Genomic DNA, 14,952 nt, shown 5'->3' on the forward strand with positions numbered 1-14,952 from the left:
AATGAATACTTATTTTTTCTTCCCATAATAAAACCCCCTTAGGTTAAAAGTGCTTTATTTATTTGCACTGTCTACCTAAGGGGGATAATATCATTATAACTCGTTGCTTTTGTTTTTCATTAGTTTTTGTAGCAATGCTTCACAACCAATAACGACATCTACGTAGGTTGTCTCATAATCACCAGTATACCAAGGATCAGCAATACCTCGTTTTAATGAGGTTATATCTAATAGTTTGAAAACACGATCATCTTTTAGATTTAACATCCGTTTTGTGTTGTTCACATTTGCATCATCCATACATATAAAATAATCATATGCTTGTGCATCTGAAGCCATGAGACGAGTTGCTTGATGTCTAGCGTATGGTATATCTTTTGCATTTAAAATGCGTTTGGTTCCAGGGTGCATATCATTTCCAATTTCCTCATTGCTAGTAGCTCTTGAAACAATTGTATAACCTTCAAGGTTTGCTTTTTTCACCATGTCTTTACATACGTATTCAGCCATTGGTGAACGACAAATATTGCCATGACATACAAAACAAATTCTTTTTTTATCCATTATGAACTCCTTTTAACATTCATATTTTAACACGAAATTCATCAAATATTCGCTTACTATCTATACAATTTCGCATTTGCTATAATAGAGATATAAAAGCCTATGTAATTTTGTCACTAAAGGGTGTGACAAACATGATTTTCGTTTTATTGATAGATGGATAAGCCTCTTTTACAATGAAAGTGTCAAAGGAAGTCTTAGACAGAAAAGAGGAGATTTAAATGAAAGAAGGTATTCAAAAGTTTGGTCGATTCCTGAGTGGAATGGTAATGCCAAACATCGCAGCATTTATTGCTTGGGGTTTAATCACTGCTTTATTTATTGAAACTGGTTGGTTACCAAATGCGAAGTTTGCAGCTTTAGTTGGTCCGATGCTGACATACTTGCTTCCAATTCTAATTGGTTATACAGGTGGTCATATGATCTACAAACAGCGTGGTGGTGGTGTTGTAGCAGCTATTGCATCACTTGGTGTTATTGGTGGTGGACTTAACTTATTAGGGGAAGGTCAAAACGTAACGATGTTCTTAGGTGTTATGATTATTGCACCAATTGCTGGTTACTTGACTAAGAAAATGGATGCAATGCTAGATGGACATGTCAAAGGTGGTTTTGAGATGTTGGTAAACAACTTCTCAGCTGGTATTCTTGGATTTATTCTAGCATTAATTGGAATGGTTGTAATTGGTCCAGTAAGTTTAGCAATCAATGATTTTCTAGGAGCAGCAGTTGATGTATTGGTAGAAAATAATATGTTACCGTTAACATCAATCTTCGTTGAACCTGCAAAAGTTTTATTCTTAAACAATGCAATTAATCATGGTATTTTCACCCCAATGGGAGCAGAACAAGTACTAGAAACAGGAAAATCAATTTTCTATTTAATTGAAGCAAACCCTGGTCCAGGTCTTGGATTATTGCTTGCATATTCTATCTTTGGAAAAGGTATGGCAAAAGCAAGTGCACCAGGAGCGGCAATCATTCACTTCTTTGGTGGAATTCACGAAATTTACTTTCCATACGTTATGATGAATCCATTGTTAATTGTTGCAATGATGGCAGGAGGAGCTAGTGGAGTATTCATTAATGTGATTTTCAACAGTGGATTAACTGGTCCAGCAAGCCCAGGAAGTATTATTGCAATAATGGGTATGGCTGAAAAAGGTAGCTTCTTAGGTGTTGCATTAAGTGTTGTTGTAAGTTGCGTAGTTACATTTGCGGTAGGAGCATTTATCTTAAAGCTAACAAATGGAAAAGATGTTGACTTAGAAGATGCACAAGCACAAGTGAATGACCGTAAAGCTGAATCAAAAGGGATTCAACAAGCATCAACAACAATTACAAAAGTTGTATTTGCATGTGATGCAGGAATGGGATCTAGTGCAATGGGAGCAACCACACTAACAAAGAAACTAAAAGATGCAGGAATGGATTTAAAAGTAGAACATTACGCGATTGAAGAAATTCCTAAAGATGCACAAATCATTGTGACACATCAAAGTTTAGCAGATAGAGTACGTTCAACTGTACCAAGTGCGACAGTAATGGAAATCACTAACTTTATGGGTGGAGAAGAATACGATCGCATTGTTGAAGAAATAGCAAAACGATAACATAAGAAGGGAGAAAGCACATGATTGTATCACCAAGATTAAGTAAAATTCTACAGTTATGTTTGGAACAAGATACTGATGAATTTATGAGCATGGATGAGCTTTCTTCCTTACTTAAAATAAGTAAACGAACTTTATTTCGCGAGATTCAAGATATTGCATATGTCCTAGATCCATTTCAATTACAAATGATTTCAAAAACTGGTTTTGGACTACAAATTGTAGGTGAAAAAGAAAATAAAGAACAGTTATATCAACAACTACAAAGTCAAAAACATAGTTATCTAATTAAAGAAGATCGAAGAAAACTTTTAATACTTGAAATCTTACGCGCAAATGAAGTTCAAAAATTATACTATTATGCAGATGTGTTCCAAGTTTCTCAAGCAACCATTCGTAATGATTTAGATTGTATCGAATCATGGTTTGAAAACTTTAACTTACAAATCCATCGTACACCTGGATTAGGCATTGAACTTGTAGGTGATGAGTTGAATTATCGTAAAGCGCTCACGGCTATTTTAAATGAATCACTTGCAAGTAAACATGATACACAAGTAGATATGTACAATTCGCAAAGTCTACTAAATGAGGTGTTTACTCAAGATGAAGGTATTTTTGGATTATTAAATCAAGAGATTCTTACGAAAGTCTTAGCAATATTTGAAACACATGGAGAAAAGCTTGGTTTAATTCAATATGCACAAAGTTCGTATATTGGTTTGATGATACATTTAGTTGTTGCTATTGATCGTATTCAAAAGCATGAAGAAATTAAAGAGAACACATATGTAGTTGAAATGATGGTACATGATCCATCGTATCAACAAGCAAAGAAATTTAAGCAAATTATAGATGAAACCTTTGCGATTCAAATGCCAGAAGCAGAAGTTGCTTTTATTGCAATGCATATGAAAGCTGCAAAACTAACAAAGAGACAGGTTAGCGAACCAAATGAATTATTATCTTATTATAGTGAAGAAGAATTATTAACACTTATTGATCAGATGATTATGCATTTGCCTAAACCATATGATGTGTTGCTTAAAGATGATGATGAACTGATTACAGGCTTAATTGCGCATTTACGTCCAACACTTATTCGATTAAAACATCAAATGTCGATTTATAATCCATTACTTGATGACGTAAAAAAACAATATGCAACCATCTATGAATATGCAAGAAAAGCAGGAAGGGTTCTTGAAAAAAGATATGAATATACACTTCCTGAAGATGAAATTGCATACATTGCAATGCATATAGGTGCTGCAATTGAAAGAAGTAAACGCGCGAAGCCAATGTTTAAAGAGATTCATGTTGGAATTGTATGTGCATCAGGAATTGGTGTTTCTGCTTTATTACAAGCAAAACTAGCAAAAATTGTAGATAGTCATGTACATTTAGAAACATTAAGTATGGATCAAGTACATGCTCAGGATTACACATGTGAGTTGTTACTGACAACTATGGCGTTACCTGATACGACAAAGGCGATACTAATTAATCCATTATTGCCACCTGAAGATGAAATCAAAGTAAAAGATGCAATCAGCAAAACGAGAATGACAACACGTTATAAAAGTCAAACAAGAAAAGAAGGTAGTCCAATTGATAAACTAGCAAATACGGTACTTGATGTTCTTGAAAGTTTTAGTATTGAAGTTGTAGATTATCGCTCAAGCAAACAAGATGTAATGCATGTATGTGCAACGCTTGTAAGTGATGATGTAAGTAAGCAACAAGAAGTCATAAAGCAACTACAAAAACGTGAAGAAATGAATACGACTGTATTCTCAGATTTAGGACTTGCATTATTTCATGGACAAGGAAGTTTTGTTGATCGCGGATTGGTGAAGTTGATTCGCCCCAATCATGAAGCATTTATTCATGAAGAACTGAGTAATATTTACTTTGTATTAGTTATGTATCTACCTGAAAACAGCAGTAAAGAACAAATGAAAATGTTAAGCATGCTATCACGAAAATTGATGGAAGATGATTTGTTCTATCAAGCATGTATGGGTGAATCGTATGCAAATGTATATCAAAAACTGGAAATGATTTTAAAAGAATACGTATTTGAAGTCATAAGTGAAAGTAGGAAATAATGATGATGGATTTGAATATATTTGTTGTGTGCGATGCAGGGATGGGTAGTAGTGCACTTGGAGCATCACTCATTCAAAAGAAATTAAAGGAACAAAACATTAATTTACGAATACAAAATTGCAGTATTGCAGAAGTACCAAATGATGCACATATACTTATTACGCATCGTATGTTCTACAATCAATTGCAAGAAACATACACAAATGCAAAGGTGATTACGTTTATCTCATTCACCGAAAAGCAAACCTATGAACGGATTGTTCGAGAAATCATGGAGGAATTAAAAAGACATATGATATTACATAAAGATTGTATTGAAATAAATTGTAAAAAAGTGGATAGTAAACAAGCAATTGATGATATTGGGCAAACTTTACTTGAAGCAGGTTTTATTGAAGCAGAATATATTGAAGGAATGCATAAAAGAGATGAATCATTAACGACGTTTATTGGAAATGATATTGCAATTCCTCACGGGGAATATGAAGTGAAGCCTTTTGTAAAACAAACGGGACTTGCGGTTAAAATTTATCCAGAACCAATTGATTGGAATGGAAATCCAGTACGTGTTGTCATTGGAATTGCAGCAAAAGATAGTGATCATATTGAAATATTAAGTAACATTGCAATGAAATTAGGAGATATGCGTGAAGTTGAAGAATTGGTAAATTCTTGTGATGTTGAGTATATTCATTCCACGCTAACAAAAGCATGATTTATACATTAACATGTAACCCAGCTATCGATAAAACTGCAAGCTTACAAACTTTGCAAGTTGGAGCATTAAATCGTTTAGAAAATGTTGTAATCTCAGCAGCTGGAAAAGGTATTAATGTAAGTAAAACCTTACATACCCTCCAACAAGAAAGTGTTGTATTTGCATATTTAGCTGGAAACACTGGACAGTATATAGAACAATCGTTGCTTGAGATGCAACTAGAAACAAAGGCTGTTTGGGTAGAGGGTAGTACACGTACAAATCTTAAGGTGATGGATGCAAATACACACCTAACAGAGTTAAATGAGCGTGGACCACATATTGATAGTGAAAAGCAATTAGAGATGCAAGCATTATTAGATGCAAATATTCAGTGTTCTGATTTATTAGTACTTGCTGGTAGTTTATCAACAGGTATGGACAGTGATTATTATGCAAAACTAATTTCACATTTTGCCAAGAAAGGTGTAAAAGTAATTCTTGATGCAGATGGAAATTCCTTTAAACATGCCATTAAGGAAGTTCCATTTCTAATCAAACCGAATGCATTTGAACTTTGCCAGTACATGAATGTAAAGGAAACAAATGATCCAATTGCACTTGCAAAAATGGCAAAAGAATTAATGGCTACTGGAATTGCTATGGTAGTAATTTCAATGGGCAAAGATGGTGCATTATTTATGTATGAAGACCAAGTGATTTATGCAAAAGGACTACAAGTTGATGTGAAATCTACAGTAGGTGCAGGAGATGCAATGGTTGCAGCACTTGCATATGCAATTGAAAATGAACTTTCTTTAGAACAAGTAGCTATACAAGCAATGGCAATTAGTGCTGGGGCATGTACAACAAGTGGTACAGAACCAGCAAGTAAAGAAATAATAGATACATTAGTACAACAAGTCGTACTAGAAAAGATAGAGGTATAAAATGAAAACCAAAGCAGTTAGACTGTATGGAGTTGATGATCTTCGTTTAGAAGAATTTGAACTCCCAGAAATTAAAGATGATGAAATACTCGTACGAGTAGTAAGTGATAGTATTTGTATGTCAACATACAAAACAGTAAAACAAGGAAAAAACCACAAACGTGTTCCAGATGATGTAGATAAAAATCCAATCATTATTGGACATGAATTTGCTGGAGATATTGTAAAAGTTGGAAAGAAGTGGCAAGACCAATTTAAAGCAGGACAACGCTTTGCTCAACAACCAGCACTAAACTATAAAGGTAGTTTAGCTTCACCTGGATACTCATATCCATATTTTGGTGGAGATTGTACGTACTGTATTATTCCACCTGAAGTAATGGAACTAGGATGTTTGATGGTGTATGAGGGAGATAGCTATTATAGTGCAAGTCTAGGTGAACCGATGTCTTGTATCATTGGTGGATATCGAGCGAATTATCATACAAACAAACAAAACTATGTACATGACATGGGAATTAAAGAAGGTGGAAATCTATTAATTATGGGTGGGACGGGTCCAATGGGACTTGGAGCGATTGATTATGCAGCAGCTGGTGATAAAAAACCAAAACGAGTTGTTGTGACGGATTTGAGTGAACAAAGAATCGAACGGGCTAGACGCGTATTATCAGAAGTAAGTATGAAGGAAAAAGGAATTGAATTGATTTATTTCAATCCAAATAATTATGAAGATGATACACAAGCATTACTCGATATCAGTGAAGGTAAAGGATATGATGATATCTTTGTATATGTTCCTGTTGAAAGTCTTGCACAACAAGCAAGTAAACTATTAGCTTTTGATGGATGTATGAATATCTTTGCTGGGCCAACTGATAAGAACTTCTCTGCAATGGTGAATTTATATGATGTACACTACACAAGCACACACATTATGGGAACTACCGGAGGAACAAATGATGATTTACTTGAAGCACTTCGTTTATCTGAACAAGGTAAGATCAATCCATCTTTAATGGTTACACATATTGGTGGTTTGGATAGTGTGGTTGATACAACCATTAACTTACCAGATATCCCAGGAGGGAAGAAGTTAATTTATACACAAATTGATCTTCCATTAACTGCGATTGATGATTTTGAATCACTAGCAAAAGAGGATCCATTATTTGCGAAATTACATGAAAGTTGTGAAGCACATAATGGGTTGTGGAATGTACAAGCCGAACAAATTTTACTTAATCATTTTAACGTCAACCAACTGTAATACAGTTGGTTTTCTTAACGTAATAAGTCAGTCACTTTCGTTGACTATTAATACAAAAGGAAATAAGATAACTATGTTAATATAAGTAATATATAACAGATAGGAGGATTGTTATGATCCAATGGGAAGTAATTAGAGAATCGGAGAAATTGAAATCCGAAATCAGTGCTGTAAGTCAACAAATCTTACAACCATTTTATGAAAAATTTAGAACTAACGCATTACAGTTAGCAATTCTAAATGAGGCGGAATCAAATCCAAATTTAACGTTAAATTCGCTTGCTGCAACTTTAAATAGAGCAGCTACAAATTTATCAGTTAAAGTAACTGCAATGGTAAAAGATGATTTACTAAAGAAAGTGGTCGCAAATCATGACCGTCGTATTATTTACATCCAACCAACAGCGAAAGGATTGGATTTAATCCGTAAATCACGTAGTTTCATTATTAAACGTTATGAAATGGTTGATGAAGATGATACAGATATACAAAACTTAGTAGCAGCATCAACGATTTATTTAGATAAACTATTAGAGGCAAAACGTAAACCAGTTACACAAGAATTATTTGATAGTTTATAAAACAAAGAAGTCATCCGTTAAATTATAAAATATAATTAAAATCCTTTTCATATACATGCAGATATGATTTAATACAAGTATAGGTATTTGGGAGGATGGGATGATCATTAAATTATTGATAAAGTCAGTAATGTATATCGGTATTTGTCTAGTTATGTTATACATGCAACAAGTGCAAGTACATGCACCGACATTGTCAAAAAAAGAATTGCAACATCAAGTATATGACTTTACGATGCATGTAAGTATGTATTCTATGACAAACTTATATTGTAGTTAGTTGTATATGAGCATAAATTTTTACATCTACTTGCGTATAGTAGATGTTTTTTATTTGTTTATAGTATAATAAGCATATGATAGAAATTGTGAAAGTAGAAAAAGAGCAAGTAGAATTGCTTAGAGACATTGCCATTCAAACCTTATATGAAACATTTTATACTGAAGAAAAAACGAAGGTATTACAAGCGTACGTAGATGAGGCGTATACAAAAGAGGTATTGTTGCAATCACTTGATGATGTTTCATCAACTACCTATTTTGCATATTATGATGGTGCACTGGCAGGGTATTTAAAAGTAAATATGTATGGTAGTCAAACAGAAGATATGGGTGATGAAGGATTTGAAGTGCAAAGGATTTATGTTTCAAAAGAGTTTAAAGGATTACGGATAGGTTCGCTTTTTATGGATTTTGCGATTGCACTTGCAAAAGCAAATAAACGTTCATTTATGTGGTTAGGTGTTTGGGAGCATAACTATGCCGCACAAGCATTTTATAAAAAGTATGGATACTATCGAGTTGGGGAACACGACTTTACGATGGGTGATTTAATCGAGACAGATTGGATTCTACGTAAAGATTTATAGATAGGAGAAAAGGAAGAAGGAAGGGACAAAGATGATTTTTTATTTTAGTGGTACTGGAAATAGTACGTTTGTTGCTGAGCATTTAGCAAAAGCATATAATCATGAAGCGATTCGTGTAGATGAATGGTTACATACAGGGCGTATCAATTTCAATATTGATGATCAAGATCGTATTGGATTTGTATTTCCTGTGTATTTTTATGGATTACCACACATCGTGGAACAATTCTTATTGGAATTATCCATCACTTTTGAAAAGAAACCATATGTATATTACATTGCAATATGTGGTGGACAACAAGGACAATCCATTAAGAAAGCAAATGCAATCTTGCAAAAAAAGGGATTGGGGATTGATGCAGCTTTTGACTTATTGATGCCTGATAACTATACACGGATGTATGATGTAAATGATGACCAAAAGATTATGCAAATAAATCAACATGCGATTATTGAGTTAAAAGAGATTATGCATAAAATTGAACAAAAAGAGGTTGGTCATTTTGCCAAAACGGGGTTTCCACGTATACTTAGTGCACCAGTAACTTGGTTTGGTCAAACCTTTTTAACTAAAACCAAAGGCTTTCATGTACTTGATTCTTGTATACACTGTGCTTTATGTGAAAGAAAGTGTCCAGTACATGCGATTGAATTAATTGATGGAAAACCAGTATGGCAAAAAAAGAAATGTGAGATGTGCTTACGTTGTTTGCATCATTGTCCAAAGTTTGCCATTCAATATAAAAATCAAACACAAGAAAATGGACAATATCACCATCCTGTAATATAGCAAGTAAAAAGTAGTGGCAATTATATACAGTTATGGTACAATAAATAAAACATGAATATAAATAGATGATAGAGGCGCGATTTGTTATTATGGTATGTATAGAAGGCATTCGTTTGACACTTACCAGAGGAATAGTCGCCGAATAGAGCTGTTGGCAAACAGTATCTATGGGCTTTAGGAGAATATCTTAAGGACTGTCTACGCAAGTAGTTGTGCTATCTTAATGAACCAGAAATAGGTCAATAAGAGTACAATCTTGTTGACCTTTTATTTATACAAGATGGGGGTAAAGTTATGTTTAAAATTTCTGGAGTAGCATGTGATACATTATTAGAAACTTGTGGAAGTCCACTTGTTGTCTATGATGAAAATAAAATTGATGAGCAAATTCGCTCATATGTAAATAACTTTAAAAGTAATGTATTTGATACGGAAGTTGTTTATGCTTCTAAGGCATTTACTTGTACAGCAATGTTAGAAAAACTAGAACAGGAAGGTGCAAGTATTGATGTTGTAAGTGGAGGGGAATTGTATGTTGCTATTCAAGCCAACTTTCCTGCAAGTCGTATATACTTTCATGGAAACAATAAATTAGATGAAGAAATCGAAATGGCTCTTTCCTATCATGTACAAACAATTGTCATTGATAATATGCATGAAGTAGAGCGCGTAGTTGCTCTTGCAGCTAAACAAAAACAATCAGTCGATGTACTTATTCGTATCAATCCAAAAGTTGAAGCACATACACATGAGTTTATTGCAACTGCAACACCTGATTCAAAATTTGGTATCTCAATGGATCTTGTCGACGAAATCAAGGATATGATTGCTAAAATTGATGCATGTACATATGTAACATTTAAAGGATTTCATTCACATATTGGATCTCAAATTCTAGCAACTGAAGGATTTATGGCAGCAATTGATAAAATGGTTGGTTTTATCAAAGATATCAATGTTGATGTATCTATTTTAAATATTGGTGGTGGATTTGGAGTGCGTTATACAAAAGAAGATCAACCAGTCCCAACAGATATTATGTGTCAAACACTAATTGAGGCATTAGAAAATGCACTAGCTCAAGCACAAATACAAGTGGATAAAGTATGTATGGAACCAGGACGTAGTATTGTTGGTGAAGCAGGATATTCATTATATACAGTCGGTTTTACAAAACAAACGCAAAATAAAACGTTTGCATTTATTGATGGTGGTATGGCAGATAACATTCGGCCAGCATTATATGATGCAAAGTATGAATGTATCATTGCAAATAAAGACCAACAACCGGCAGTTAGAACTTATGAAATTGCTGGAAAGTGTTGTGAAAGTGGAGATATATTAATTCACGATGCATTATTACCAGAAGTAGAAGCAAATGATATTCTTGTGATGTTTACAACAGGTGCTTATGGTTATTCTATGGCAAGTAATTACAACCGTTTGAATCGTCCAGCTGTCATTTTTGTAAAAGATGGAAAAGCAAGACAAGTGATTGCTAGAGAGACATTTGAAACACAAATGATATTAGATGTACAAAAGGACATTGAACTATGATTCCTTTTAGCAAATATCATGGATGTGGAAATAGCTTTGTAATTGTAAATCAACAAGATGTAAAGATGTATAATTATACAGCACTGGCAAAATATTTATGTTCAAAGGATATCGGTATAGGTGCAGATGGACTTATTATCGTAGCCACAAATCCACTGGAAATGATATTTTACAATCAAGATGGCTCACAAGCACCAATGTGTGGAAATGGAATACGATGTTTTAGTGCATATGTTTTAGATCAACATTTAGTAGATACAGACAGTTTCAATGTAGTAACTGGAGCAGGTATCTTACATGTTGATTCAAAGGATAACACATATGAAATAGCGATGGGAAAACCAAAATTTGATCATACATTACTACACATGGAAACATCTATTGATTTGTTGTCGTATCACATTGATGCATATGAATTAGCATCTGTGTTTCTAGGAACCATTCATACAGTTATGTTTGTAGATGATGTGGATCATTACGATGTGGAAAGTGTTGGTAAATATATATGTAACCATCCAACATTTCAAGAAAAAACGAATGTAAATTTTGTGCAAGTAGTTGATAAACATACACTAAAAGTTGTGACATATGAGCGTGGAGTAGGAATTACGCTTGCTTGTGGAACTGGATGTTGTGCAAGTTTTGCAATTGCAAGTAAAAAAGGATATGTAGATCCTTGTGTGGATGTTCAGTTACAGTTAGGTACACTGCATCTTCACGACAAAGATAATGAAATTATGATGAGAGGACCGGCTACCTTTATTGCCAAAGGTGAAGTCGAACTAAAGGAGGAAATGGCATGTTAGTACAAGGAAGTATTGTTGCTTTAATTACACCGTTTAATGAAAACGGAAGTGTGAATTTTAATAAACTAGGAGAATTGATTGAGTTTCATGTTGCCAATCAAACTGATGCGATATTGGTGTTAGGAACAACTGGAGAAACACCTACATTAACACATGATGAAGATGATTCCGTTGTAAAATATACAATTGAAAAAGTCGCAAAACGTTTACCAGTATATGTAGGTGCTGGTTCAAACTCGACAAAAACACAAGTAACATATGCAAAAAAATACGCAGATATGGGAGCAGATGCTTTACTTGTAATTGCTCCTTACTACAACAAAGCAAATGAAGAAGGTATGTATTTACACTTTGAAATGGTTGCTAATGCAGTAGATATTCCATTAATTATCTATAATGTGCCTGGAAGAACTGGATGTAGTATTCCTGTGAGTGTTGTAAAACGTCTAGCAAAACTTGAAAATGTTGCCGCAATCAAAGAAGCAAGTGGTGATATTAGCTATTTTGCTAAAGTATGTGCACTTGCAAGTGATGACTTCCAAGTATATTCAGGAAATGATGATATGATTGTTCCTGCGATGTCACTAGGAGCTAGTGGTGTTATTTCAGTAGTTGCAAATATTCTTCCACAAGAAACACATGATATGGTGGCAAGTTATTTAGCTGGTAATATTCATACATCACGTAATTTACAATTAAAATATTTAGATTTTATTAATGCGCTATTTATTGAAACCAATCCAATTCCAATTAAAGAAGCAATGAATTTACGTGGAATGGAAGTTGGTGGATATCGCTTACCATTAACTTTTATGAGTGAGGAAAATCGCATGAAACTCATTGAGCAAATGAAAGTGATTGGTCAGTAATATGAGAGTAGCGTTAATTGGATATGGGATGATGGGAAAAATCATCGAACAAAAGTTATTAGCTAAAGGACATGAAATTGCTGACATTGTAAGTATGGATCGGTTACAAAGTATCAATGATATTCGTGATCCATTCGATGTAATTATTGATTTTTCGCATCCAGACAATTTAGAAAGTTTATTAGCGTATGTTGAAATTCATCATACACCGATAGTTATTTCAACAACTGGATTTACAAGTGAACAAGTTGCTGCGATTAAGCATGCTGCTTTACGTTCGCCAGTTGTATATACCGCAAACTTCTCGCTTGGAATTACTGTAATGCAAGAAGTACTACGTTTAATTACACCAATTTTAGAAGATTCATTCGATATGGAAGTGATTGAAAAGCATCATAATAAAAAATTAGATGCACCAAGTGGTACCGCAAAAATGTTAGTGGAAACATTAAATCCAGATGGCATTTATGCAGAAGTTTATGGACGTGAAGGAAACGGGAAACGTCAAAAAGAAATTGGGATTCACGCAGTACGTGGTGGAAGTATTGTTGGTGAACACAGTGTAATTTACGCTGGTGAAGATGAAGTGCTTGAAATTAAGCATGAAGCACACTCAAAGCATGTGTTTGCTAATGGAGCAATTAAAGCTGCAGAATTCTTAGTAGGAAAACCTGCGGGATTATATGACATGCATGACGTGTTATTTCGTAAGTAGGAATGGGGAAGATGAATATGAATGCACAAGAAATTATTAAGTATATACGAGATGCTAAAAAGAAAACAAATGTCAAAGTGTATATCAATACAACAAAAGATGTAAGTTTTCATGATTGCCAAGCATTTGGTTTACCAGTAAGTCAAACGCTTATTGGACAGTGGGATGTGATTGAACCACAATTAGAAGCAATAAAGGATTTCATTTGCGATATACATATTGAGAATGAAGGACGAAATTCAGCCATACCTTTATTAGATACAAAAAATCTTAATGCTCGTATTGAACCAGGTGCATATATTCGTGAACATGTAGAAATTAAAGATCGTGCAGTCATCATGATGGGTGCGATTATTAATATTGGTGCAATCGTTGGAGAGGACACAATGATTGATATGGGAGCCATTCTTGGAGGACGTGCCATTGTTGGTGATCGATGCCATATCGGTGCAGGAACGGTTCTTGCTGGCGTTGTAGAGCCAGCTAGTGCAACACCAGTCGTTGTTGAAGATGATGTGCTCATTGGAGCAAATGCTGTCGTTGTAGAAGGTGTACGTATTGGAAAAGGTGCCGTTGTTGCTGCGGGAAGTGTTGTATTACATGATGTTGAACCAGGAATGATGGTTGCGGGAACACCTGCTAAAGTAATCAAAGCAGTCGATGCAAAAACTGCTAGCAAAACAGGTTTGGAAGATGCACTTCGCACATTAAATGATTAGACAGAATCACTGATGATTTTGTCTTTTTTTATACATAATTTATAACATAGGTGATGTTAAGAACATTTAATGTATAGTTCATGACAACAATGAATTTATCGATACATGAGAAGCTATAATAGATTCACTAAACTTGAATTTATGGGAGGTGAATCATTATTGATCGAGATGAAACAATGACATTAGTTAGTCAAGTAAAGGCAGGAGATGAATTGGCATTTAATCAATTGTATGAGAATTTTAATGAAAATGTATACTACTGGGCATACTATTACTTTACAGATAGGGAACAAGCATTTGATGTGATTCAAGATGTGTTTACCATTGTTTGGGAGAAAATTGATACAATAAAAGATGAACGTGCCTTTTACTCTTGGTTGCGTTCCATTACCTTAAATGTATGTCATCGTTTACAGCGTGCGAAAAAATTAGACATAATGGAACTTTATGAACAAAGTATTGAACAATTTGCATGCGTAACTTACACCAAAGAGAAATTGGATTATGAGTTTTTTATGGATACCTTACAGATGTTGATTTTAAGTCTTCAAGATAGTTTGCGGACCACTGCATTTCTTCATTATATTCAAGAATATGAACCAATTGAGATCAGTAAATTGTTACATGTGCCACTAGGAACTATTCATTCACGTTTATATCGAATTCGGTTGGACTTATCATACCAACTGCATAAACATGGATATAGTATGAATCGCAATGATGCATAAAAAAACAACTACGCCTGTGATATTATCCCCCTTAGGTAGACAGTGCAAATAAATAAAGCACTTTTAACCTAAGGGGGTTTTATTATGGGAAGAAAAAATAAGTATTCATTTC

At 34.2% G+C, this 14,952-nt stretch carries 16 protein-coding genes and 1 riboswitch; of the genes, 15 read left to right on the forward strand and 1 reads right to left on the reverse strand.

The features are described 5' to 3' along the window. Window positions 1–93 precede the first annotated feature (93 nt). Window positions 94–564, reverse strand: a complete 471-nt coding sequence (locus tag M2098_RS10805) for a low molecular weight protein-tyrosine-phosphatase (protein WP_280684373.1) — start codon at window positions 562–564, stop codon at window positions 94–96. A 221-nt stretch (window positions 565–785) separates the two neighbouring features. Between M2098_RS10805 and M2098_RS10810 the strand changes: the two genes are divergently transcribed. The 15 genes from M2098_RS10810 to M2098_RS10880 all read left to right on the forward strand — a co-directional run bounded on the left by M2098_RS10810 (window position 786) and on the right by M2098_RS10880 (window position 14,840). After that, the gene (locus tag M2098_RS10810; RefSeq protein WP_280684375.1) at window positions 786–2,177 is read left to right on the forward strand and encodes a PTS mannitol transporter subunit IICB; all 1,392 of its coding nucleotides are present in this window, start codon (window positions 786–788) and stop codon (window positions 2,175–2,177) included. 20 nt (window positions 2,178–2,197) lie between these two features. Then, on the forward strand, window positions 2,198–4,288 hold the full coding sequence (locus M2098_RS10815; RefSeq protein ID WP_280684377.1) for a BglG family transcription antiterminator: 2,091 nt from the start codon (window positions 2,198–2,200) through the stop codon (window positions 4,286–4,288). A gap of 2 nt (window positions 4,289–4,290) precedes the next feature. Beyond that, window positions 4,291–5,004, forward strand: coding sequence for a PTS sugar transporter subunit IIA (locus M2098_RS10820; RefSeq protein WP_280684379.1), 714 nt, complete (start codon window positions 4,291–4,293; stop codon window positions 5,002–5,004). Beyond that, on the forward strand, window positions 5,001–5,936 hold the full coding sequence (gene pfkB / locus M2098_RS10825) for a 1-phosphofructokinase (protein WP_280684380.1): 936 nt from the start codon (window positions 5,001–5,003) through the stop codon (window positions 5,934–5,936). The genes M2098_RS10820 and pfkB overlap by 4 nt, the downstream gene beginning before the upstream one ends. Window position 5,937: 1 nt before the next feature. After that, window positions 5,938–7,206 (forward strand): zinc-binding dehydrogenase, encoded by a 1,269-nt coding sequence (locus tag M2098_RS10830; RefSeq protein ID WP_280684381.1) that lies wholly within the window; start codon window positions 5,938–5,940, stop codon window positions 7,204–7,206. A gap of 113 nt (window positions 7,207–7,319) precedes the next feature. After that, the gene (locus tag M2098_RS10835; RefSeq protein ID WP_280684382.1) at window positions 7,320–7,787 is read left to right on the forward strand and encodes a MarR family winged helix-turn-helix transcriptional regulator; all 468 of its coding nucleotides are present in this window, start codon (window positions 7,320–7,322) and stop codon (window positions 7,785–7,787) included. Window positions 7,788–7,887: 100 nt separating this feature from the next. Then, window positions 7,888–8,067, forward strand: coding sequence for a hypothetical protein (locus M2098_RS10840; RefSeq protein ID WP_134168886.1), 180 nt, complete (start codon window positions 7,888–7,890; stop codon window positions 8,065–8,067). Between the two features lie 76 nt (window positions 8,068–8,143). Beyond that, window positions 8,144–8,656: an N-acetyltransferase gene (locus M2098_RS10845; protein WP_280684384.1), complete on the forward strand. Its 513-nt coding sequence runs from the start codon at window positions 8,144–8,146 to the stop codon at window positions 8,654–8,656. A 31-nt stretch (window positions 8,657–8,687) separates the two neighbouring features. Then, the gene (locus tag M2098_RS10850) at window positions 8,688–9,446 is read left to right on the forward strand and encodes an EFR1 family ferrodoxin (protein ID WP_280684386.1); all 759 of its coding nucleotides are present in this window, start codon (window positions 8,688–8,690) and stop codon (window positions 9,444–9,446) included. Window positions 9,447–9,507: 61 nt separating this feature from the next. Beyond that, window positions 9,508–9,672, forward strand: a riboswitch (Lysine riboswitch). Between the two features lie 68 nt (window positions 9,673–9,740). Beyond that, window positions 9,741–11,003, forward strand: a complete 1,263-nt coding sequence (lysA, locus tag M2098_RS10855; protein WP_280684388.1) for a diaminopimelate decarboxylase — start codon at window positions 9,741–9,743, stop codon at window positions 11,001–11,003. Further along, entirely contained in the window at window positions 11,000–11,809 is an 810-nt protein-coding gene (gene dapF / locus M2098_RS10860; RefSeq protein WP_280684390.1) for a diaminopimelate epimerase, read from the forward strand. The genes lysA and dapF overlap by 4 nt, the downstream gene beginning before the upstream one ends. Next, window positions 11,803–12,678: a 4-hydroxy-tetrahydrodipicolinate synthase gene (gene dapA / locus M2098_RS10865; protein ID WP_280684392.1), complete on the forward strand. Its 876-nt coding sequence runs from the start codon at window positions 11,803–11,805 to the stop codon at window positions 12,676–12,678. Before dapF ends, dapA begins: the two co-directional genes overlap by 7 nt. 1 nt (window position 12,679) lies before the next feature. Further along, the gene (dapB, locus tag M2098_RS10870; protein ID WP_280684394.1) at window positions 12,680–13,393 is read left to right on the forward strand and encodes a 4-hydroxy-tetrahydrodipicolinate reductase; all 714 of its coding nucleotides are present in this window, start codon (window positions 12,680–12,682) and stop codon (window positions 13,391–13,393) included. A gap of 11 nt (window positions 13,394–13,404) precedes the next feature. Next, complete coding sequence (gene dapD / locus M2098_RS10875; protein ID WP_243833735.1) at window positions 13,405–14,112, forward strand: 2,3,4,5-tetrahydropyridine-2,6-dicarboxylate N-acetyltransferase; 708 nt, start codon at window positions 13,405–13,407, stop codon at window positions 14,110–14,112. Window positions 14,113–14,288: 176 nt separating this feature from the next. Further along, entirely contained in the window at window positions 14,289–14,840 is a 552-nt protein-coding gene (locus tag M2098_RS10880; protein WP_134168902.1) for an RNA polymerase sigma factor, read from the forward strand. Window positions 14,841–14,952: the final 112 nt, after the last annotated feature.

It is taken from the genome of Breznakia sp. PFB1-19, from assembly GCF_029893935.1.
Classification (GTDB): Bacteria; Bacillota_I; Bacilli_A; order Erysipelotrichales; family Erysipelotrichaceae; genus Breznakia; species Breznakia blatticola.